Annotated in this window: 11 protein-coding genes; 7 read left to right on the top strand and 4 right to left on the bottom strand. The window is 74.3% G+C overall.

What is annotated here, in order from left to right:
- Positions 1-20: 20 nt before the first annotated feature.
- Positions 21-890, bottom strand: a complete 870-nt coding sequence (locus VK611_08600; protein HMG41376.1) for a sensor histidine kinase — start codon at positions 888-890, stop codon at positions 21-23.
- A gap of 67 nt (positions 891-957) precedes the next feature.
- A complete protein-coding gene (locus VK611_08595) occupies positions 958-1,368 on the bottom strand; it encodes a PPOX class F420-dependent oxidoreductase (GenBank protein ID HMG41375.1) in 411 nt (136 codons plus the stop codon).
- Positions 1,369-1,531: 163 nt separating this feature from the next.
- Between VK611_08595 and VK611_08590 the strand changes: the two genes are divergently transcribed.
- The 6 genes from VK611_08590 to VK611_08565 are packed head-to-tail and all read left to right on the top strand — an operon-like array spanning position 1,532 to position 16,804.
- Positions 1,532-8,878, top strand: coding sequence for an SDR family NAD(P)-dependent oxidoreductase (locus tag VK611_08590; GenBank protein HMG41374.1), 7,347 nt, complete (start codon positions 1,532-1,534; stop codon positions 8,876-8,878).
- A 10-nt stretch (positions 8,879-8,888) separates the two neighbouring features.
- A complete protein-coding gene (locus tag VK611_08585) occupies positions 8,889-10,019 on the top strand; it encodes an ABC transporter permease (GenBank protein HMG41373.1) in 1,131 nt (376 codons plus the stop codon).
- A 9-nt stretch (positions 10,020-10,028) separates the two neighbouring features.
- A complete protein-coding gene (locus VK611_08580; GenBank protein HMG41372.1) occupies positions 10,029-11,132 on the top strand; it encodes an ABC transporter permease in 1,104 nt (367 codons plus the stop codon).
- Positions 11,133-11,145: 13 nt separating this feature from the next.
- Positions 11,146-13,572 (top strand): ATP-binding cassette domain-containing protein, encoded by a 2,427-nt coding sequence (locus tag VK611_08575; GenBank protein ID HMG41371.1) that lies wholly within the window; start codon positions 11,146-11,148, stop codon positions 13,570-13,572.
- Between the two features lie 45 nt (positions 13,573-13,617).
- The gene (locus tag VK611_08570) at positions 13,618-15,561 is read left to right on the top strand and encodes a class I SAM-dependent methyltransferase (GenBank protein ID HMG41370.1); all 1,944 of its coding nucleotides are present in this window, start codon (positions 13,618-13,620) and stop codon (positions 15,559-15,561) included.
- On the top strand, positions 15,554-16,804 hold the full coding sequence (locus tag VK611_08565; protein HMG41369.1) for a hypothetical protein: 1,251 nt from the start codon (positions 15,554-15,556) through the stop codon (positions 16,802-16,804). Before VK611_08570 ends, VK611_08565 begins: the two co-directional genes overlap by 8 nt.
- Before the next feature lie 362 nt (positions 16,805-17,166).
- Here the strand turns inward: VK611_08565 and VK611_08560 are convergent, their stop codons facing one another.
- Both VK611_08560 and VK611_08555 read right to left on the bottom strand, forming a co-directional pair.
- Positions 17,167-19,941, bottom strand: a complete 2,775-nt coding sequence (locus VK611_08560; protein HMG41368.1) for an acyltransferase domain-containing protein — start codon at positions 19,939-19,941, stop codon at positions 17,167-17,169.
- Complete coding sequence (locus tag VK611_08555; GenBank protein ID HMG41367.1) at positions 19,938-22,319, bottom strand: polyketide synthase; 2,382 nt, start codon at positions 22,317-22,319, stop codon at positions 19,938-19,940. Before VK611_08555 ends, VK611_08560 begins: the two co-directional genes overlap by 4 nt.
- 160 nt (positions 22,320-22,479) lie before the next feature.
- Between VK611_08555 and VK611_08550 the strand changes: the two genes are divergently transcribed.
- Entirely contained in the window at positions 22,480-22,803 is a 324-nt protein-coding gene (locus tag VK611_08550; GenBank protein ID HMG41366.1) for a hypothetical protein, read from the top strand.
- Positions 22,804-22,836: the final 33 nt, after the last annotated feature.

The following is a 22,836-nucleotide window of genomic DNA, read 5'->3' as shown; positions in this document are numbered from 1 at the left end:
TCGCCCGACGGGCCCGACCTCTACCTCGAGAAGTGGAGGCGGACGGTCGTCCCTCCGGCGTTCGACCGCAGCTGGAGGAGGCGGCACAGCTGGTTGGCCATCCACAGGCCGCGGCCGTCGATCTGGCCGTCGACCGGGGCCCGGCGGCCCACCAGGGGGTCGGCCAGCCGGCCGCGGTCGGTCACCTCGCACACCAGGGCGCCCGGCTCCGTCCACACGGCGACGGTGCCCTCGCCGCCGCCGTGGCGCAGGCTGTTGGCGGCCACCTCGTCGACCGCCAGCACCACGTCGGCGACCGTGGGGCCGTCGAGCCCGGCGGCCACGGCCTCGCCACCCACGAAGTGCCGCACCGGCCACAGGCGCCGGAACGTGAGCCGCAGCGGCGCCCCGGGCGGCGGGTCGAGCGGCTCGGCCAGCAGCTGCCCGACATCCGCGCGCTCGTGGGCCGCCCGCGCCTGGGCGACCACCGCCGGCTCCAGGCGGCCGGCGTCGTAGGGGCACAGCAGCCGGAAGCCCGGGGCGTCGGCGAAGGCGACGTCGAGCAGCGCCTCGTGGACGTGGCACTCCACCAGCTCGGCGGGGCTGCGACCCGGCCACACCGGCGCACTCACGCCCCATCCCACACCGCCGTGGTCGTCGAGGAAGCGCCGCCACAGCGGGATGATCCGGGCCGGGTTGGGGCCGACGGACGCCATGTCGGCGAACTGCACGGCGCCAGCGTCGTCGCCCAGGGCCGCCCGCAGCACGGCGATCGTGCGGGCCTCCGTGACCACGAGCGCGGGCCCGTCGGCGGCCAGCCCCTCACGCAGGAACGCGCCGGCCGACACGGCCAGCTCGCGGTCGTCCCTGTACAGCAGTGCCTGGTGCCGGAACCCGTCGTCCGCAGTCACGGGCCGGGGTCTACCCCGCGATCTGCGCTCCCCAACGGTTCGTCACGACCTTGTCAAGGAACCGGGATCAGCCGGAGAGCGTGGGGCCGGCGCGCTCGACCGTGATGCGGACGATGACGCGGTGGTCGCTCTCCATCACCGCGCGGTAGTCGGCCCAGTCGGGGTGCTCGCCGGAGATGCGGCGGTAGTACTCCACCAGGGGCTCCATGGCGTCGGGGAGCGACAGGACCTCGGCCGGGCCCTCCACCTGCACCCACTCGCCGAAGAACCCGTCGGTGAAGGCGCAGTACGTGGCGTACGGGAGGGCCCGCAGGTGGCGTACCTTGTAGGCGGTCTCCCGTGAGGAGATCTCCACCCGGCCCTCGTCGTCCACACCGGCGGTGACCGGCGACATCTGGGGAGTCCCGTCGGCCCTTGTCGTGGCGAGCACGCCACGGTGGTTCCGGCGGATGAAGTCGAGTGCAGCATCGCGGTCCATGCCACCGACGCTAGGGGGCGGCGGGCCTCAGCGGGCGCGGCCCGCGAAGGTCAGCAAACGAGCGTGCAAGGAGCCAGTAAGTCAATACTTCTGGCGGTTCCGCACGGAGTGTCTCATAATGGGTCACGAATCTGCTGGGGAGTTGGGAAACAGGGGGGAACTCGTGCCGAACGAAGTTCAGCGCGCCCGTGAGCGAGATCTGATCTGGGTCGAAACCCCGTTCGAGGAACCGACGGCCAAGGTCGTCGTCGCCGCGTCGCGGGCCGGAGCCTTCGGAATCCTCGACCTCGGAGTCGACACCGACCGGGCACTCCAGGCGCTCGCCACCGTCACCCGTCGCACCGACGCGCCCTTCGGCGTGCGGGTCGGCGAGCACTGCCGACTCGGGTCGGACGACCTGCCCGCCGCCGTCGACACCGTGGTCCTCGCCGACCACACGCTGGTCGGCGACTGGCGCCACGCCACGCTGGCGAGGATCGTGGTCGAGGTCCGCTCGGCCGACGAGGCCCGCGCCGCGCTCGCCGCCGGGGCCGACGGCCTCGTCGCGCGCGGCGCCGAGAGCGGTGGCCGGGTCGGCACCACCGGCGCCTTCGTGCTGGGCCAGCAGGTCCGGGAGCTCCTCGCCGACACCGGTGACGACGACCGGCCGCTGTGGGTCCAGGGCGGCATCGGACGCCACACCGCCGCGGCCGCCATCGTCGGCGGCGCCACCGGCGTGGTGCTCGACGCCCAGGTCGCGCTGCTCCGGGAGAGCCACCTGCCCCGGGCCGTCCGCCAGGCCGTCGCCGCCATGGACGGCAGCGAGACCCGGGTCGTCGGCGACCACCGCCTCTACAGCCGGCCCGACCTCTGGGTCGCCGACCTCGACGCCCGCACCACCGCCGGCGACCTCGCCGGCCGCCTCGGCGCGACCAGCCTCACCGAGCAGGCCGTCCCCGCCGGGCAGGACGCCGCCTTCGCGGCCCGCTTCGCCCAGCGCTACGGCACCGTCGGCCGCATGGTCACCGGGCTGCGCCAGGAGATCGAGGACCACATCCGAGCGGCCCGCACCGAAGAGCCCCTCAAGCCGGGCAACGGCGTCGCCCCCGAGCTGGGCACCACCTACCCGGTGGTCCAGGGCCCGATGACCCGGGTGTCGGACCGCGCCGCGTTCGCCGGCAAGGTGGCCGAGGGCGGCGGCATGCCGTTCCTCGCCCTCGCCCTGCTGCGGGGCGAGTCCGAGGTCCGCCCCCTCCTGGAGGAGACGAAGGAGCTGCTGGGCGAGCGTCCCTGGGGCGTCGGAGTGCTCGGCTTCGTCCCCAAGGAGCTGCGCGACGAGCAGCTCTCGGTGATCCGCGACGTGCGGCCCCCGCTGGCGCTCATCGCCGGCGGCCGCCCCTCGCAGGCGGTCACCCTCGAAGAGGTCGGCATCCGCACGTTCCTGCACGTGCCCGCGCCCGGCCTCCTGGAGCGCTTCCTCAAGGACGGCGCCCGCCGCTTCGTGTTCGAGGGCTTCGAGTGCGGCGGCCACACCGGCCCCCGGTCGAGCTACGCCCTCTGGGAGTCGCAGATCGAGGTGCTCACCGAGTGGGCGGCCCAGACCGGCAAGGGTCGCATGGACGACCTCGACCTGCTGTTCGCCGGCGGCATCCACGACGAGCGCTCCGCCGCCATGATCGCCGCTCTCACCGGGCCCCTGGCCGCGGCCGGGGCACGGGTGGGCGTGCTGATGGGCACCGCCTACCTCTTCACCGAGGAGGCCGTCGCCGGCGGCGCCATCGGCGAGGAGTTCCAGGCCCAGGCGCTGGCCTGCGAGCGCACCGCGCTGCTCGAGTCCGGCCCCGGGCACGTCACCCGCTGCGCCGAGTCCCCGTTCGTCGACACCTTCGAGCAGACCCGCCGCCGCCTCGTCGACGAGGGGGCCGACCACCAGGTGGTGTGGGCCGAGCTGGAGGGCCTCAACCTCGGCCGGTTGCGCGTTGCCTCCAAGGGCCTGAAGCGCGACGGTGACGTGATCGTCGCGGTCGACCGCGACGAGCAGCGCGACGAGGGGATGTTCATGATCGGGGACGTCGCGACGCTGCGCAGCGAGCGGACGACGGTGCACGACCTGCACGAGGCGGTGACGACGGGCGCCACCGCGCACCTCGCCGCGGTCGCCGAGCAGCTCGACGTCGCCGGCCTGGCGCACCCGCGTCCCGTACCCCAGCCCGTCGACGTCGCCATCGTCGGCATGGCCGCGGTCATGCCCGGCGCCGACGACGTGGAGGAGTTCTGGCGCAACATCGTGGAGGGCGTCAACTCGATCACCGAGGTGCCGCCCGAGCGCTGGGACGTCGACACCTACTTCGACCCCGAGTGGGACCACCAGACCGCCAGCCAGCGTGACGGCAGCGCCTCCAAGTGGGGCGGCTTCCTGCGGGAGATCGCCTTCGACGCCCTCGCCTACGGCATCCCGCCCGCGTCGCTGGCCGCCATCGAGCCGGTCCAGCTGCTGAGCCTCAAGATCGCCGCCGACGCCCTCACCGACGCCGGCTACGACGACCGCCCGTTCGACCGCGAGAACACCTCGGTGGTCTTCGGCGCCGAGGGCAGCACCGACCAGTCGGCCGCGTCCGGGTTCCGGGCCATGTACCCGTCGTACATGGGCGAGATCCCGCCCGAGCTCGACGAGTGGCTGCCGCACGTCACCGAGGACTCCTTCGCCGGGCTGCTCCCCAACGTGATCGCCGGCCGCATCGCCAACCGCCTCGACCTGGGTGGCCGCAACCTCACCGTCGACGCCGCCTGCGCCTCGTCGCTGGCCGCGGTCGACGTCGCCTGCTCCGAGCTGGCGGCCGGGTCGGCCAACGTCGTGCTGTGCGGCGGCGCCGACCTGCACAACGGCATCCAGGACTTCCTGCTGTTCACCAGCGTCCACGCCCTGTCGACCACCGGCCAGTGCCGCACGTTCGACTCGTCGGCCGACGGCATCGCCCTGGGCGAGGGCGTGGCCTGCGTGGTGCTCAAGCGCCTCGCCGACGCCGAGCGCGACGGCGACCGGGTGTACGCGGTGATCAGGTCGGTCGGCGCCTCGTCGGACGGCCGCCACCTGGGCCTCACCGCGCCACGCCAGGAGGGCCAGGAGCGCGCCCTGCGTCGGGCCTACGCCCAGGCGCAGATCGATCCGCAGGACGTCGGCCTGGTGGAGGCCCACGGCACCGGCACGGTGGTGGGCGACCGCACCGAGCTGTCGACCCTCACCCAGGTCTTCACCCAGGCCGGCATGGCCACGGCGTCGTGCGTGGTGGGGTCGGTGAAGTCGAACGTGGGGCACACCAAGTGCGCCGCCGGGCTGGCCGGCCTCATCAAGGCGGCAAAGGCCGTGTACCACGGCGTCCTCCCGCCGACCCTCAACGTCGAGCAGCCCAACCAGGCCTGGGACCAGGCGACGAGCCCGTTCGTGTTCCTCGACGAGTCCCGCCCGTGGACCGACGAGCGCCGGATCGCCGGCGTCAGCGCCTTCGGCTTCGGCGGCACCAACTTCCACGTGGTGATCGAGTCGCACCCCGACGACGACGTGCCCGCGCGGGCCGTCGACTCCTGGCCGGCCGAGCTGTTCGTCTTCCGGGGCGAGCAGCCGGTGGTCGACAAGGCGCTGGCCGACCTGGCCGCCCGCCTGGACGAGCCCGGTGCGGTGCGCCACGCCTGGCGCTTCCGCGACATCGCCGCGGCGGTGTCGGGCAGCGGCCGGGGAGCCGTGAAGGTCGCCATCGTCGCCTCCGACGCCGACGACCTGCGGGCCAAGGTCGAGCGGGCCCGCGCCGGCACCACCGCGCCTGGCGTCTACCTGCCCGACCCCGCGCTCGTCGGCGCCGACGACCGGGAGACGCCCCGCGTCGCCTTCCTGTTCCCCGGGCAGGGCAGCCAGCGTCCCGGCATGGCCGGCGACCTGCTGGTCGGCTTTGCCGAGACCCGCCCGCTGCTGCAGCTGGGCGAGCGCTGGGCGGCCACGATGCTGCCGCCCGCGGCCTTCGGGGCCGACGCCCGCGACGCCCAGCAGCAGGCCGTCACCGACACCCGCGTGGCCCAGCCGACCCTCGGCGTCGCCGGCCTCACGGCGGCCCGGGTGCTGGCCCGCTTCGGCGTCGAGCCGGACATGCTCGCCGGCCACAGCTACGGCGAGCTGGTGGCGCTGTGCCTCTCCGGTGCCTTCGACGAGCGCACCCTGCTGGAGCTGAGCGAGGCCCGGGGCGAGGCCATGCTCGCCGCCGTGCCCGACGGTGACGCCGGGGGCATGGTCGCGGTGTCGGCGTCGCGGGCCCGGCTCGACGAGGTGCTCGCGGGCGTCGACGTGGTCGTGGCCAACGACAACCACCCCGAGCAGCTCGTGATCGCCGGCCCGACCTCGGCGGTGGAGGAGAGCCTGCGCCGTCTGAAGGAGGCCCGCATCACGTGCCGGCGCCTGCCGGTCGCCTGCGCCTTCCACAGCCCGGTGGTGGCCGCGGCCGCCGAGACGCTGGCCCGGCGCCTGGAGGAGGCGCCCCTGTCGGCCCCCGAGCTGCCGGTCTACAGCAACCTCAGCGCCGACCTGTACCCGTCCGACGTGGCCAAGCTGCGCGACCTGCTGTCGTCGCAGGTGGCCAACGGCGTGCGGTTCACCGAGGAGGTGCGGGCGATGTACGCCGCCGGCGCCCGGGTGTTCGTGGAGGTCGGGCCCGGCCGCACGCTCACCGGCTGCGTCGACAAGATCCTGGCCGACCGCCCGCACGTCGCCGTCGCCACCGACCGTCCCGGTGACAGCGGTGTCACGGCGCTGCTGCACGCCCTCGCCCGCCTGGCGGTCGCGGGGGTGGTGGTCGACGTGGCCGAGCTGTTCGAGGGCCGGAGCGTCGAGCCGGCGCTCTGGTCGAAGCCCGGCCGGCCGGCAGGATGGACCGTGAGTGGCCACCTCGTGCGGCAGGCCGACGGCGAGACCGTGCCGGGCGGCCTGAAGCCGGCGACGTCGGTGCCGGAGATCGTGCTGGCCGCGCCCGCCAACGGTGACGGCAACGGCCATGCCCCGGCGTCGGACCAGGTGCTCGTCGAGTACTTCAAGGCCGCGCAGCAGATCATCGGTGCCGGCCACCAGCTGGTGATGAACCACCTCGGGATCGCCCCGACGCAGGCAGCGTCCGTTGTCGCCGTACCAGCGATCCCCGCCGTGCCCCCGGTGGCCCCGGCCCCGGCCCTGACCCCCGCGCCCGCGGCGCTCGCAGACGCCGAGCGCACGGCCGTGGCCGGCGAGGCCGAGAAGAAGGGTAAGCCGTTGCCGTCGCCCGAGGAGATGCTGGCGAAGCTCACGGCGATCGTGTCGGGGCGGACGGGTTACCCGGAGGACATGTTGGGGCCGGACCTCGACGTGGAGGCCGACCTGTCGATCGACTCGATCAAGCGGTTGGAGATCCTCTCGGAGCTGGCCGACGAGATCGGGATGTCCGACGACGGGAACCTCGACGCGTTCGAGGACCTGGTCGCGGAGCTGGCGTCGCGCAAGACCCTGCGCGGCATCGTCGACTTCCTCTTCGAGCACGCCGATCTCCTGGGTGGCGGTGAGGAGGCCGCGGCTCCGGCAGCGGCTCCCGTTCCGGCGGGACGTAAGCCGTTGCCCTCGCCGGAGGAGATGCTGGTTCGCCTCACCACGATCGTCTCGGGGCGGACGGGTTACCCGGAGGACATGCTGGGTCCGGACCTCGACGTGGAGGCCGACCTGTCGATCGACTCGATCAAGCGCTTGGAGATCCTCTCGGAGCTGGCCGACGAGATCGGGATGTCCGACGACGGGAACCTCGACGCGTTCGAGGACCTGGTCGCGGAGCTGGCATCGCGCAAGACCCTCCGCGGCATCGTCGACTTCCTCTTCGAACACGTCGACCTCCTCGGCGGAGAAGCGCCTGCGGGGTCACCTGTCGAGGCCGACGAAGAAGAAAGCGACGAAGAGGAAAGCGATGAGATCCCCTCGGGCGCCAACCGGTTCGTCGTCACGCTCGACGACCAGCCGTTGGAGCAGACCCGGGACCTCGCCGGCCTCGAGGTCCTCGTCACCGGCACCAGCCCCGTCGCCCGGGCCATCGCCGACGAGCTGGGCGGGCGCGGCGCCGACGCCCAGGTCCAGGCCGACGCCGTCGCCTACCGGGGCAGCGCCGGGATCGTCGTCCTCACCGACCTCCTCGACGGCGTCGCCCGCAATGCCGCCGGGCCCGAGGCGGTGATCGAGATCCCCGAGCTGTACGCCCGGGTGCGGGCGCTGCTGCTCGACACCGCCAGCGACATCGTGGTCGTCACCCCGCTCGGCGGGGGCCTCGGCATCGACCCGCCGTCGCCCCTCCGGCCCGGCCACGGCCCCGCCGCCGACCCGCCCGACGCCCTGCCCGTGGGCGCCGGCGTCCGCGGCCTGGTGAAGACCGCGTGGCTCGAGTTCGACCGCCGCGTGCGCCTGGTCGACGTCGACCCGCTCGCCCTCGCCGCCGAGCTGGCCACCGTGCTCGCCGACGAGGTCGCCCAACGCTTCGCCCCCGTCGAGGTGGCGTGGCACGACGGTGTGCGGCGGGCGTCGCGCATCGGCGTGCGGCCCGAGATCCCCGCCGGCTCCGAGCTGCCCCTCGGCCCCGACTCCGTGGTGCTGCTCACCGGCGGCGCCCGGGGCATCACCGCCCGGGTGGCCTTGGCGCTGGCCCAGCGGTCGGGCTGCCGGGTGGAGCTGGCCGGCCGGTCCCCGCTGCCCGAGGGCGTCGAGGACCCCGACATCGCCGCCTGCACCGAGCGCGTGAGCCTGCGCGCCGCCCTCATCCGGGCCGGCTGGCGGGAGCCGAAGGCGATCGAGGGCGAGTGCGACCGGATCCTGGCCGCCCGCGAGGTGCGGGCGACGCTCGCCGGCCTGGCCGCGGCCGGCTCGGGCGTCGAGTACCACCAGGTCGACGTGCGTGACACAGCGGCGCTCGAGGCCGTCGTCGACTCCATCTACGCCCGCCACGGCCGGCTCGACGGGGTGGTCCACGGGGCCGGCATCCTCGACGACCACTTCATCGTCGACAAGACGCCCGAGGCGTTCGAGCGGGTGTTCGCCACCAAGGTCGACGGCGCCCGCACCGTGCTGCGCACCGTCCGCCGGGCGGTCACCGCCGGCGACCGCAGCCGGCCCGCCTTCGTCGTGTTCTTCGGCAGCACCGCCGGCGTGTGCGGCAACCGGGGCCAGGCCGACTACGCCGCCGCCAACGACGCCCTCGACGCCATGGCCGCCGCCAACCGCGACGTCGCCGACAGCATCTTCGCCCTCGACTGGGGACCGTGGTCGTCGGAGGCCGGGATGGTGTCCGACGCGCTGGCTGCCATCTTCCGGTCGGCCGGCATGGGCCTCATCCAGGTCGACGACGGCACTGCGGTGATGCTCGACGAGATCGGCGCCGCCATCGCCACCGGCGACTACTCCCGGCCCCACCAGGTGACGGTGGCCCGCTGCGCGCCGGCGCTGATCGCCGCCGCCTTCGGCCAGGGCTCCGGACAGGGGGTGTGACACGCCGCGCATGCTCTTCGCCACGGCCGAGCTGGGACGGTCCAAGACCCGCTTCGGGTTCCTGACGCTCGGGGCGGGTCTCCTCGTCTTCGTGCTGCTGTTCCAGCAGGCGCTGCTGGCGGCCGTGCTCGACGGGATGTCCGGCGCGCTCACGCACCAGTCGGCGCCGGTGCTGGTGTACGCCCGCCAGGCGCAGCGCTCGTTCGCCGGCAGCCTGGTCACGCCGGACCAGGTGGCCAACGTGACCGGCGCCGAGGGCGTGGCCGACGCCGCCGAGCTGGCGGTCACGCTGCTGAGCTTCCGGGCGCCGGGCAGCGAGGAGCGGGTCAACGCCTCGGTGATCGGCCACCGGCCGGGCCGGGCCGGCGAGCCCGTCGGGATCACCGACGGCCGGTCCGCCGAGGCACCGGGTGAGGTCGTGGCCAGCGGCGAGGACGCCAAGGGCTTCGGGGTCGGCGACACGATCGTGGTGGAGCCGGGCAACAACGAGCTGAAGGTGGTCGGCCTGACCGAAGGGGGGCGCCTCAACGTCGGCGCCACCCTGTGGACGCCGTGGGACACGTACCTCGACCTCGTCCACGACGTCGCGCCCGACGTGCCACTGGTGCCGCCGTCGATCCTGGCGCTGCAGCCCGAGCCGGGCGTGTCGGCCGCGCAGCTCGTGGGGTCGATCAACGAGAGCTTCCCCGAGCTGGAGGCGCTCACCCGGGAGGACGCTGCCGAGCTGACGCCGGGCCGCAGCTCGATCCAGCTCGCCTTCGTGGCGGTGCTGGGGCTGGGCTACCTGGTGGTGGCGGTGGTCATCGGGTTCTTCTTCCTCACGATGACGCTGCAGAAGGAGTCGTCGACCACGCTGCTGCGGGCCGTCGGGGCGCGGGGCAACTACCTCGTCCGCTGCCTGCTCTACCAGGTGGCGGTGGTGACGCTCGGCGGTCTGGCGATCGGCACCCTGATGATGCTGATCGCCGCGCCCCTGCTGGGGTCGACGGTGTCGGTGAAGGTCGACCCCATGGTGATCCTCAGCACCGCGGTGCCGGCGCTGGCCGTGTCGCTGCTGGGCGCCATCCCGCCACTGCGCCGCCTCCTCCGGACCGACCCGTTCGCCGTCGTCGGCCGCCCCTCGCTCGGCGGGCTGGGGTAGGGGCCGACCGTGAGGATCGCGTGGCGGGAGCTGTTCCGGCGGCCGAAGGCGTTCCTGGTGCCCATGGGCGCGCTGCTGCTGCTGGCGCTGCTCCTGCTGTACCCGAGCGCCATCCTCGACGGCGTGGTGGGCGACGGCACCGCCGCCATGCGCAACGCCCAGGCCGACCTGATCGTCTTCGCCCGCGACGCCAACGGCGTGATCCTGCGCTCGCGGGTCGAGCCCACCACCCGGGCGGCCGTCTCGGGGGTGGCGGGGGTCGAGAAGGTCGCCACCTTCGACGTCGCCCTGTTCACGGGCACGGTGTCGGGCGAGGAGGAGCCGGTCGGCTTCGCCGTCCTGACGTCCGACGAGAAGATCGACTCCGCTGCTCCCGGTCCCGGCGAGGCCTACGTCGACGCCACGCTCCAGGACCGGGCGGGGATCGAGGAGGGCAGTGAGATCGTGCTCGGCCCCTTCCGGCTGCCGCTGAAGGTGGTCGGCTTCACCCACGGCACCAACCTGCTGTTCAACGGCGGGATGGTGGTCGACAAGGCGACGTGGCTCGCCGCCTTCGGTCAGGCGCCCGCCGCCGAGGGCGCCAGCACACCGGTCGCCGCCGCGGCGTCGCAGGCGCTGCTGGTGAGCGTCGACCCCGACGCCGACGTGGACGACGTCGCCACCGCGATCGACGACTCGACCGGGAGCGAGACCCAGACCCTCACCCGGTCGGCCGCGGTGCGGGCCATCCCCGGCGTCGAGCAGCAGGAGTCGACGTTCGGCTACATCCGCATCGTCACCCTGGTGGTGGCGCTGGTGGTGGTGGGCCTCTTCCTGTCGTTCGTCACGCTGGAGCGGGCTCCGCTCTACGCCGTGATGAAGGCGCTGGGGGCGTCGTCGTGGCAGCTCTTCCTCGCCCTGGTGACGCAGGTGCTGCTCATCACCGACCTGGCCGTGTACGCCGCCGCGCTGGTCACGTGGGGCCTCACCCGCCTGCCCCTCGAGCTGCCGACGGAGATGCGCATGGGGCGGTTCATCGAGACGGCGGTGGCGTTGCGGACGGCGGCCCTCATCGGCAGCGTCCTGTCGCTGCGGCGCGTGATGCGCATCGACCCCGCGGACGCGATCGGTTGAGGACGGAGAGCTGATGCCGAGCGATGCGCTGGAGATGACGGGGGTCTCGAAGATCTACGAGGTCGGCGGGGTCGAACTGGTCGCCCTCGAAAGCGTCGACCTGAACGTCGGCAGCGACGAGGTGGTCACGCTGCTGGGGCCGTCGGGGTCGGGCAAGACGACGCTGCTGTCGATCTCCGGGGGCCTGCTGTCGCCGACCTCCGGTCGGATCGTGGTGGCCGGCGAGGACATCACCCGGCTGTCGGCCCGGCGGCTCACCTCCTTCCGGCGGGAGCGGGTCGGCTTCATCTTCCAGGCCGTGAACCTGGTGCCGTTCCTGACCGCCCGCGAGAACCTGCTGGTGGTGGCCGAGCTGGCGAAGCGCAAGCGGGGGGAGGCCAAGCGCCGCGCCGAGCGGCTGCTGGAGGAGCTCGGTCTCGGTGGACGGATGAGCAACCTGCCGTCGCAGCTGTCGGGTGGCGAGCGCCAGCGGGTGGCCATCGGGCGGGCCCTGATGAACTCCCCCGAGCTGGTGCTGATCGACGAGCCGACGTCGGCCCTCGACTCCGACCTGGGTCAGCAGGTGATGGAGCTGATCGTGTCGGAGGTGAAGGCGCGGGGCGCGGCGGCGATCGTCGTCACCCACGACGCCCGGATCACCCGCTACGGCGACCGCATCCTCAACATGGCCGACGGCCGCATCGTCGGGGCCGTCGAGCGGGACGAGTGGACGCACCACCGTCCCGCCCTCATGGCGGCCCCCGCCGAGCCGGAGGCGCCGGCGCTGCCGATGCGGATGCCGGCCACCCAGCGTCAGGCCGAGCGCCAGGCCGCCGCCGCTGCCCAGCTCGGCCCCAACGCCCTGCCCCCGGCCGGTCCCCGCCGCCAGGTCCCGGGCCGCGCCCCGGCGGCGCCGGCGGCTCAGAGCCCCTTCACCCCCGCCGCGGCGGGCGACGAGGGGCTGCCGGGGGATCGTCGGGTCTCGGACTCGCCGCTGGACCCGGAGCTGGCCGGCCTGGGTCAGCCCCCGGTCCGCCACGACGAGCCCGGCCGCGACTGGACACCGGCGCCCGACGGGCAGATCGGGCGCCCGGCGGCGCAGCAGGACCTCCCGGACACGCCGATGCGGCGGCTCGCGGCCCGGCGTCCGCCGACGCCGCCCGACGGGGCACGGATGCCGGCCGCCCGCAACGATCCTGCCGGCGGGCCCGCGGCGCCGCAGGGCCGCCCGGACCTGCCGAGGCGGTCGCCGGCGGCCCAAGGGCAGGACACCGGCGACGACGCATGGATGCCGGCCGCCCCGAGGCAGCGGCCGCCGGCATCGCAGGCCCGCCCGATCGCCATGACGACGCCGATGCGGATGCCCGACCAGGAGCCGGCGCCCACCATCTGGCCCCGGCCGGCGTCGCCGCCCCGGCCGAACATGCCCTCGGTCGGCGCGCCGGTGGTCCGGGAGCCCGGCCCGCCGTCGGGTCCGCCCCCACGCCGTCGCCCGCCCGCGTCGGCCTTCCCCGAGTACGGCGCGCCCACGCAGGAGCCGGCACCGCTGCTCCCCGAGCGTCGCCCGCCCCCGGCGCCGTCGCGGCCGCCCGAGACGGGGTCGCAGCCCCTGCTGCCCGGCCTCCCCGGGCCGCCGCCGAACGTCCCGACCGGTCCGACGCCGCGGGTCCCGACATCCCGCGGTCCGGCGATCCCGCCGCTGGTCCCGGGCCTCCCGCCTGCCGGCGGCCGGGCCTCCCGCCACGACCAGCCCGACAGCGGCCGCCAGCCGCAGTACCGCCACGGCGGCCCCCTTCCCGAGGGCTCCGGCGGCCCCCCACCCCGGGAGCCGGCCGGCCCGCCGTCCCGCCAGTACCCGACGGTCGAGGGAGCCCCCGACTGGGACCGCCCCGCACCCCCGCCCGCGGCCCGCCGCCGAGGCGGCCCGCCGCCCCGCGGGAACCCCGTAGGCGCCGGTGGTCCGGGCCGGCCGGGCGCAGGACGTCGGAGCGAACCGCCGTCCCGTGAGCACCCGACGACCCAGGGGCCTCCGCCGCAGACCCAGGGGCCCCCGCCGCAGGCGCCTCCGCCGCCGCGACCGCGGCCGGCCCGGCGGCCGGATGCCATACCGCCCCTGGTGCCGGGGTTGCCGCCGGCCGGCGGGCGGGCGTCGCGGCACGACGAACCGCGGGACCACGGGGAGTCGCCGGAGCGACCGTCGGCACGGTTGGAGCGCCTGCGACAGCGCCCACCGGAAGGCCCGGAGCTGCGCAAGGCGCCGTCCCACCGGCCGTCGCTGCCGCCCCCGGAGAGCCTGCGCCGCGACCAGTCGGACGAGGGCTGGCCGCCGGAGCTCGAATGGCGGCCGCCGACACCGCCGAGGGGAACGCCCCGAGCCGGCGCCCCCGACCCCGACGACGACCGTCTCTGGCCCGGGAACTGGTGGGGTGAGGAAGGCCGAGAGGGCTACGACGACGTCTGACAGCTGGGAGAAGGACCGATGTCGCTGAACCGCCATACCCGACGCGTGCTCCGGGGTGCCTTGTGGGCACTGGCCGCCGCGCACCTGGCCGAGGCCGTGGTGCTGCGCCGCCGTCGCGAGCGCCTGGCCGCGCTGTACGACCCCGGCACCCCGCACGACATCGCCGACAAGCTCGGCCTCCTGTCGGCAACGGGCGTCGACGTCGATGCCGCCACCCGCACCGCGGCCGCGGCCGAGATGGAGCTCGACGGCGTCGAGGTGGTCGACCTGGTGCCGGGCGACCTGCCGGCCGAGCGGGCGCTGCGGCTGCTCCGCCGGGTGAACCCCGACCAGCTGACCGAGGACCTCACGTACTCGCCCGGCGGCGCCCACGAGGCGCTCGCCCTGCACCCGTCGCTGGTCGAGCGGATGCGGGTCGACCCCCGGGAGCAGGCCGACGACCGCCACGCCATGGTCCGCCGCACCGTGAAGGCGCAGCGCTACGCCCCGACGACGGCGGTGCTGCGGGTGGCGCCCCACCTGCAGGCCAGCCCCTACGGCCCGCTCGACCGCTGGCGCGAGCTGGAGGGCGTGACCGCCGCCGGGCGGCCGTTCGTGTCGCTGTCCCCGGTGATCGTCGGCGCCCAGGTCGCCCAGCTGGCGGCCCTGGCGGCCGGAGTCGTGCTCGCCCCGACGGCCGCGCTGGCGGCGCTGGCGGCGTGGAGCGCCAAGCCGGCGCTGGTGTTCGGCACCGGCACGCCGCCGACGCCCGGCACCGAGCCCGGCACCGAACCCGAGCCCGACGGGGGTGCCGCCCTCCGGCCCCCCGACGTTGTCCCCGCCAGCCTGCTGCGCTTCCCCCGCCTGCTGGCCGACGCCCTCGGCACCGCGGTCGCCGGTCGTCGGGAGACGCTCGCCGCCAAGGAGCGCCGCCTCGCCGAACCGCAACTGGCGTCGCCGCCCGCCGACCGGCTGTTCCACGCCCGCCGCGACGACTGCCCCTGGTGCGGCGCCACCGACATCGCGGGCCGGATCGACGTGCCCGACCTGTTCCAACACAAGCCCGGCCGGTTCCACCTCGACGAGTGCCGGGGCTGCGGCCACGTCTTCCAGAACCCGCAGCTCACCCCCGCCGGCCTGGACTACTACTACGCCGACTTCTACGAGGGCATCGGCGAGGAGACCTGGGAGCTGGTCTTCGCCGGCGGCATGAGGCACAACGGCAACCGCCTCGACGCCATCGACCGGGTGGCGACGCCCGCCCGGTGGCTCGACGTCGGCGCCGGTCACGGCCACTTCTGCCTCGCCGCCCGGCAGCGGTTCCCGGAAGTCCGCTTCGAGGGCGTCGACATGAGCGAGACCGTGCGGGAGGCACAGCGCCGCGGCCGCGTCGACGTCGCCCACGTCGGCCTGTTCATCGAGCTGGCCGAGGAGCTGCCCCGCACCTACGACGTCGTCAGCATGCACCACTACCTGGAGCACACCCTCGATCCGAAGCCGGAGCTGGCGGCGGCGGCCAAGGTGCTGGCGCCCGGCGGGCATCTGATGATCGAGGTGCCCGACCCCGCGACGCCGTGGGCCCGGCGCCTGGGTCGCTTCTGGTACTACTGGGTGCAGCCCCAGCACCTGCACTTCGTGCGTTGCGAGGAGCTGGTGCAGCACCTCGAGACGGAGGGCTTCGAGGTGGTGCAGGTGGCGCGGGCCGAGGCCACCCTGGGCTTCGACCTGACGGGCCCGACCCTCCTCCGGCTCCAGCACTTCGCCCGCAGCCCGCACATGCCGTGGCTGCCGCTGCCGACGCTGGGCCTGCGGTTGAAGCGTCTGGCGATGACCGTCGCCGGAGCCCCGCTGCTGCTCGCCACCGTCACGGCCGACCTGGTGATGGGCGCCCTGCCGACCGACGGCCGGGTGGGCAACGCCTACCGGGTGGTCGCCCGCAAGCCCGAGGTCGAGTCGGCCGAGGTCGGGTCTGCCGAGGTCGGGTCTGCCGAGGTGGACGCCGGTGGCTGAGCGGTCGCTGGCGGCCTACCTGGTTCTGCCGCGACCCGACGAGGCGAGGGCGAAGGCGCCGCTGGCACTGCTCGGGTTCGGGTTGGTGCTCACGGGCGACGTGCCGGGTGACCGGGTGTCCCTGGCGACGGTGCTGGTGGCGTGGGCAACCTTCGAGCTGGTCCTCTACCAGGCCCGCTACATGCTCAACGACCTGGCTGACGCCGAGGTCGACCGCCTCCACGTCGCCGCCGAGGCCCGTGCCCGCCTGCCGGCCGGCGCCCGGGCCCGACGCTGGTCGATCGGCGTGCTGCTGGGCCGGATCGCCGTGGCGCTCGCGGTGATCGCCCTGCTGCCGGGCTCCGCGCGCGGGACCATGCTGTGGGCGGCGCTCGGTGTGGTCGGGGCGACGGCGGCCTACGAGGCCGTGCGCGCCCCCATGCGTCGTGGCGGCCCCACGTCTTTGCAGGAAAAACGCCCCAATAGGGCACTTTTCCTGCAAAGACGAGGAGCGTTGGCGGTGATGGTGTTGGTCGGCGCGGGCTACGCCATCCGGGTGGGCTTCGGCGTGGCGCTGGCGGGCGCCGACGGCCCGGTGGTCGCCGCGGCGGTCGTCCTCGGCTGGCTCTTCGGCACGACCGGCGTGGTGATGGCGTGGCTGCTGGAGGCGGCCGGCCTGCGCGAGGGCGGCGACGAGACCGTCCTGGCCCGCAAGGCGCACATCGCCACCATCGTCGACCTGGTCGGCGACGACCCCGCCCACCTCGACCGCCCCATCCTGCGGGGTGGGGGCGCCCGCCTCACCGCCGGCCTGCTGGCGGCGTCGTCGGCCGCGGCGGTGGCGCTCGGCGTCGCCCTGGGCGGTTCGCCGGGCGTCGGGAAGGTCGTCGCCCTGGTCGCCCTGACCACGATCGCGGTCCCGGTCCTCCTGGTGGCGTGGCCGTCGCCCTGGGCCGGCCTGCCCGCGGTCGCCATCGCCCTGGGCGCCGCTGCCGGCCTCGCCACCGCCGCCGGCCGTGACGAGATGCTGCTCCTGCTGGCCGTGGTGGTGACGACGGTGGCGGTCGCCCGCACCTTCACCCCCGCGACGATCGCCCTCAACCCGGCGGCTGCACGTCCCGACGCCGGAAGTCCCGACGCAGCACCCGCCGGCCACGTTGACGCATCACCCGGGGCCACCACGGCTCGTCCGGTGCCGGCTCGTGGGCATGACGGGGCTGCAGCCAGATCCCACCCAGGTTCCGAGCCAGCCGCCCGTCGGTGAGCGGCTGGTCGCCGTAGACGGCGGCGCCGACCAGCTCGGCCCGCAGCCGCCGCAGCGGCAGGAGGCGGACGTAGGGCTTGCGGGCCTTGGTCAGGGCGTGGACCACCAACGTGTCGTGGTCCAGCACCGGCAGGACGAACCGGGCGTTCGACACGAACGCCACCCGCCGCAGCAGGCCCCCCTCGGCGGCGGCGGCGAGCACCGCGGCCATGGCGTCGTCGCGCTGCTCCGGGGTCGACCCGTAGTCGACCAGGGTGTTCTCCAGGTCGACGACCAGCACCTCGCCGTGCTTCCCGGCCAGCTCCACGGCCTCGGCGACGCCGTCGACCAGCACCCAGTCGGTCGGGGGCCGGCTCACGACGTCACGGCGTCCAGGCGACGGCGAAGCGGGGGATCACCACGATCGCGATGCTGCTGGGCGTCACGTCGGGGGCCTCGGGCACGGACTGCACCTCGACGCCCGGGTTGCGGGCCCGCAGCGCGGCGGCGGCCTCCTCGGCCACGACCGCGGCGTCGGCACCGTCGACCACCTCGCGGGTCTCGATGTCACGCCACTCCCCGTCGCCCAGCACGGCCACGGCCAGCCAGTTGAGCGTCGACACCGTGATGCGCAGGTCGTGGCCCTCGGGGATCAGCGGGCAGACGGCGCGGTAGCGGTGCTCGCCCTCGGCCACCAGCGACACCTGCACCGGGTACGACTCGATGCCGTGGTGCTCGCCCAACCAGCGGCGCACGGCCTCCTTGGCGGTGACCAGGTCGATCAGCCAGCGGCGCTGCTCCAGCAGGTTCATGCCGGCGTACCGCTCCCGCTCGGCCCGCGACAGGAAGCGGCGCCCGGTCAGGTCGCGCCCCGCCCCGGTGGGCCAGCGCTCGATCGTCACGCTCCACCCGCCCGGCTGCGGCTCGTCGGCGTAGTGGGTCTCGGTCAGGTGGTACACGGGCTCCATCACCTGGTCGATGTGGAACACGTTCGACATCCACCCCTCCACCCGGCACCACACCCGTCCGTCGGGCAGCACCAGCACGCCGTCGGCCTTCACCAGGTCGAGCTGCAGCTCCTGGATGCGCACGTCGCAGTGGACGTCGACGCCGGGCTCGAGCGGCGGGCCGAAGAACTGGATGCGGTCGACGCCGATCGGCAGCGGCGACTCGCCCGGGTTGCGCTGCTCGATCACCCAGTAGGCGATGATCTTCCCCAGGTTGTCGAGCAGCGATCCCGGGGTGTCGAGGTGGTGGAACTCGGCGAGGATGCCGTCGTCGCCGGTCGGCCCCAGCGTGTCGATCCCCTGGAACTTCGGGCCGTGGAACATGATCCGCTTGGCGAACATCTCCTCGGCGGTGACCTTGGGGACGTGGGCGTTCGCCAGCGGGGAGGTCTCGTGGCGGGGCGCGGGCGGGAAGGACCCGACCCGGACGTTGGCCCGGCAGTAGGGGCCGAGGGCCACGCTGAGCACGTCGTCGCCCTTGGGGACGATCGTGATGTCGACGTCCTGGGGGTCCGACAGGTCGAGCCAGCGGAGGTTGCGCACCCCGAACACCTCGACCACGTCGCGCCCGCCCGCGTACTCGGCGGCGACGTCCTGCAGGAGCTGGATCTGGGTGGTCATGGCGACGATTGGGAAGCCGTCGGTGACGTCGGGCCAGCCCTCGGGCTGGTGGTACAGCGCGTGGTCGAGCGTCTCCGGCATGGCCTCGATCGAGAGCCGCCGGGTCACGGTCACCTTCTCGGTCGGCCACGGCAGCGTCGCCGGTGCGACCGGGGCGGGCAGCGGTCGTTCTGCCAGGGCCACCGCCGTCGCCGTCGCCGCCGTCGCCGGCGACAACCGCGCCGCCAGGGCGTCGAGGACGTCGCCGGACGCGCGCGTTGCCGCGCTCAGTAAGTCGATCGCGCCCCGCACCGCCACCGGACCTTGAAGGGAAACGACCGGTATGGGGTCGTTTTCCTTCAAAGATGGGGGTTCGATGCCGGTGAGCGCCTCCGGGCGGACGGCCACGCCCTCCACCCACAGCGCCGTGAGCGTCCGCCAGGCCTGGGCCAGCGCCGAGCGCTTGGCGGTCACGGCCGGGACGGTGGCGTGGTCGAGGTCGGCGAGCGTGTCGTCGACGAAGCCGGTGAGCGTCCCCACCCCCACCTGCACGAAGATCCGGACGCCGGCCTCGTGGTACAGCCGCTCGACCATGGGCCGGAACCGCACCGGCTCCACCAGGTGGCGGAGGTGCAGCTCGATGATCTCGGCACGGTCGGTGGGGTACGGCCCGGTCGTGGTCGCCGACCACGTCGGGGTCCCCGCCGCGGTGATCGACATGCCTTCGAGGTAGTGCCGGAACTCCACCAGCGAGGGCTCGATGAACGGCGTGTGGAACCCGGACTGGAAGTCGAGCGTGTAGCCGAGGATCCCCGCGTCCCGGAGCGCCGCCAGCGCCTGCTGGGCGGCGGCCGGCGGCCCGCAGACCACCGTCTGGCCGGGGCAGTTGTCGTGCGACACCACCACGTGCTCGATCCCGGCGATCACCGGGGCCACGGCGTCGGCGCCGGCCGACAGGGCCACGAAGTCGAGGTCGGGCAGGTCGACGCCGCCCAGGTCGATGCCGTCGAGCAGGCGGTCGGCGTCCTGGCGGGCGAACATCCCGGACGCCACCGAGGCGCCCCACTCGCCGATGCTGTGGCCGGCCAGGGCGTCGGGCGCCACGCCGAGGCGCCGCAGCACCTGGTCGAGGAAGATCCCGAGTCGCACGATGGAGGCGCTGCGGTGGGCGACGCTGTCGTCGACCAGCGCCGGGGCGTCGAGGTGGAGGCGCCGGGCCAGGCCCGTCAGGTCGTCGTCGACCAGGCCGAACGTGGGCTCGACGCCGGGGAACAGGAAGGCGACCTTGCCGCCCCCGTCGGCCAGCCCCCGGGCCGTGAACCACAGGTCGCTGCGCCCCCTCCACGGCTCGCCTTCGGTCAGCATCCGCCGCGCCAGCCGCAGCTTCCGCTCGTTCGGCTCCACGATGCCGACCCGCGCCGGCCCGGAGCCGAGCGACGTGAGCTTCGCGGCGGGAGGAGAGGCGTCGAGCTGGTCGAGCCGATCCAGCAGCTCAGCGGTGCTGTCGCCGGCGACCCACCAGACGGCCGGGTCGTCCTCGGTGTCGCTCACGACGGTCCGGCCTCGACGTGGCCGCGGACGATCTCGGTGCCGGTGGCGACCATCCCCTGGACGATCCGCAGGTACTCGGTGACCACGGCCAGGTCGGCGTCCGACAGCGAGCTGCCGTTCCCGTTCACGGGCGCGACCGGCGCCGGCGCCGGCTCCGGTGTGTCGTTGGCGAAGCGGACGACCGGCGCCTCGTCGGCCGGGTGGAGGCCCTTGGGCAGGCTGTCACCCGACGCGGCCCGGGCGTAGTGCCCGTCGACGATCCACCCCGGCTTCCGCGACGGCGACGTCCACCGCTCCGGCTCCGACCCCCGCCCGTCGTGCAGGCTGCCGAGGTCGAGGCCGACCCCCGCGGCCGCGAGCTGGGCGACCGCATGCAGGAGAGTGGTAATGCCGTGCTCACCGGGGACGTCGGCAGAGATCTCGCCCGCAGTCGCGGTGACCCCTAGCGCTGCCAGCGCCGCGGTCACGGTGGCTCGGGCCGCGGCGACAGCCGGCTCGGCCACCTCGGCCAGCGCCCCCCGCTGCCGCTCGCCCTCGTCGCCGAACGCCTGCCGCGGCCACATCCGCTCCGTGAGCCCAGGGTCGTCCAGCACCGAACGGGCAGCCCCGAAGGCGACCGCCAGGTCGGCGACCATCCCCGGCCGCACCGACTCGGCATCGGGCAGCCGCACACCCACCGGCCCGGACGTCGGCCGGTACACACCCCGCGGCGACCGACCGGCCCGCGCCGCGGCGACCTTGGCGGCCAGGTCGTCCAGGTCGTCGGCCACCACCACCAGCCGCAACGGCTCGTTCCCCGATGCCGACTCGGCGGCGGCGACGTCGCGCAGCCGCCAGCGGTCGGCCTGCCGGGGCGGGACCAGCTCCTCCGCCAGCCGGTCCGACAGCTCCTCCAGCCGCCGGCCCAGCGCGGCGTCGTCGGCGGCGTGGAAGGCGAACAGCTCCGACGGCCAGTGGGGCCGCCCCGAGCCGACCGGCTGCCCGGCAGCAGCCCGATGGTTCTCGAGGATGGCGTGGAAGTTCGTGCCCCCGAACCCGAACGACGACACCGCCACCATCCGCCGCTCGTCGAGCCACGGCCGGGCCCGGTCGAGGAACACGAACGGCGACGTCGCCGGGTCCCACTCCTCGATCGGCGTGCGGATGTGGAGGGTCGGCGGCTGCACCCCGTGGTAGGCGGACTTGGCCGCCTTGATCAGCGACGCGATGCCGGAGGCGCACTTGGTGTGGCCGATGTTCGACTTCACCGACCCGATCACCACCGACCCCGGCGCCGCCCCCGCCTCGGCGAAGATCTCCGTGGTGGTGAGCAGCTCGGTGCGGTCGCCGGTGGGGGTGCCGGTGCCGTGCGCCTCCACCATTCCGATCTCGGCCGGCGACACCCCGGTCACCTCGTAGGCCCGCCGCACCGCCCGCATCTGGCCCTCCTGGCGGGGGGCGGTGAGCCCGAGGTGCCGGCCGTCGGACGACCCGGCGACCCCTTGCACCAGGGCGTAGATCCGGTCGCCGTCGCGCTCGGCGTCCTCCAACCGCTTGAGCACGAGGCAGCCGCAGCCCTCGGCGAGGGTCATGCCGTCGGCGTCGACGTCGAAGGCCCGGCAGCGCCCGCTGCGGGCCAGTGCCTGGGCGGCGGTGAAGCTGACGTAGTCGACCAGGCCGTTGTGCAGGTCGACGCCGCCGCACAGCACCACGTCGCTGCTGCGGCCGCGGAGCTCGTTGCAGGCGATGTCGAGGGCCACCAGGGCCGAGGCGCAGGCGGAGTCGACGATGAGGTTCTTGCCGCCGAGGTCGAGGCGGTTGGCCACCCGGCCGGCGATCACCGACGTGAGCACCCCGGGCAGGCCGTCCTCCGTGAGCTGCGGCAGGTGGGCCGACAGCTCGGGCGGCAGGTCCCCGGCGGTGATGCCGTGGCTGCGCAGCAGCAGGCGCAGCATGAAGCCGGCCGGCAGCTCGGACGCCCCACCCGAGCCGGTGGCGTAGATCACCGACGTGTGCTCGCGGTCGAGCTCACGAGCCCCGCCGGGCCCGTAGCCGGCGTCGGCCAGCGCGCCGGTGGCGACCTTGAGGGCCAGGAGCTGGGCGGGGTCGATGCTGGCGAGGCTGGCGGGCGGGATCCCCCAGGCCAGGGCGTCGAAGCCCACCTCGGGCACGAAGCCGCCCCACTTCGACACCGACATCGGCTCGTGCAGCCCGCCACCACTCGCAGCCCCGCCGTCGTGGTCAGGGTCGTAGTGGCGGCTCTGGTCCCAGCGGGAGGCGGGCACCTCGGTCACCGAGTCGACGCCGTCGACGATGTTCGCCCAGAACGTCTCGACGTCCGGCGCGCCGGGCATGACGCAGGCCATGCCGACGATGGCGACCTCCCCAGCTCCCCCCATCCCACCCAGTATCCCGACGCTCCGGAAGGGTGTCAAGAAACTCGAAGAGACGACACATAACCGTCAGTAGCTATCCCAAACACGCCAGCGGTTGTCAACAATTGAGGATGTCGCATAGCCTGCCCGAAACGGCAGACGTGGAACTTGATGGGGGAGATCCATGACCAGCCCACCGACTGTGGCGAACCCGCGCGAAGAGCTCTTCAGCACCGTTCACCAGACCGTCGAGGACGCCATCGTGTCCGTCGTCGGCCGCTGGTACTACGACGAGTGCCAGGTGGGGCTCGACTCGACCTTCGCCGAGGACATCGAGCTCGAGAGCATGGAGGTGATGGAGATCGCCGAGAACCTCATCGAGACGTACGAGGGCAAGGTCGACTTCGTCAGCTGGTTCTCGGCCATGGAGCTGGAGGAGCTCGTGGAGCTGACGCTCGGCGACGTGGTCGAGTTCGTCGTCGTCGCACTCGAGCAGCAGGCCGCGTAGACGGGCATCGAGCCGAGCCGGCCGGAGCCGAGA

The organism is Acidimicrobiales bacterium, from assembly GCA_035316325.1.
In the GTDB taxonomy this organism is placed as follows: domain Bacteria; phylum Actinomycetota; class Acidimicrobiia; order Acidimicrobiales; family VFJN01; genus DASXTK01.
The sequence above is the reverse complement of the archived record's forward strand: the minus strand, read 5'-3'. Positions and strand labels throughout refer to the sequence as shown.

What these genes read in the sequence shown, in the direction of transcription:
- VK611_08550 (HMG41366.1), top strand. Translation starts at nt 22,480, where the DNA reads ATGACCAGCCCACCGACTGTGGCGAACCCGCGCGAAGAGCTCTTCAGC.
- VK611_08555 (HMG41367.1), bottom strand. Translation starts at nt 22,319, where the DNA reads ATGGGGGGAGCTGGGGAGGTCGCCATCGTCGGCATGGCCTGCGTCATG.
- VK611_08585 (HMG41373.1), top strand. Translation starts at nt 8,889, where the DNA reads ATGCTCTTCGCCACGGCCGAGCTGGGACGGTCCAAGACCCGCTTCGGG.
- VK611_08575 (HMG41371.1), top strand. Translation starts at nt 11,146, where the DNA reads ATGCCGAGCGATGCGCTGGAGATGACGGGGGTCTCGAAGATCTACGAG.
- VK611_08595 (HMG41375.1), bottom strand. Translation starts at nt 1,368, where the DNA reads ATGGACCGCGATGCTGCACTCGACTTCATCCGCCGGAACCACCGTGGC.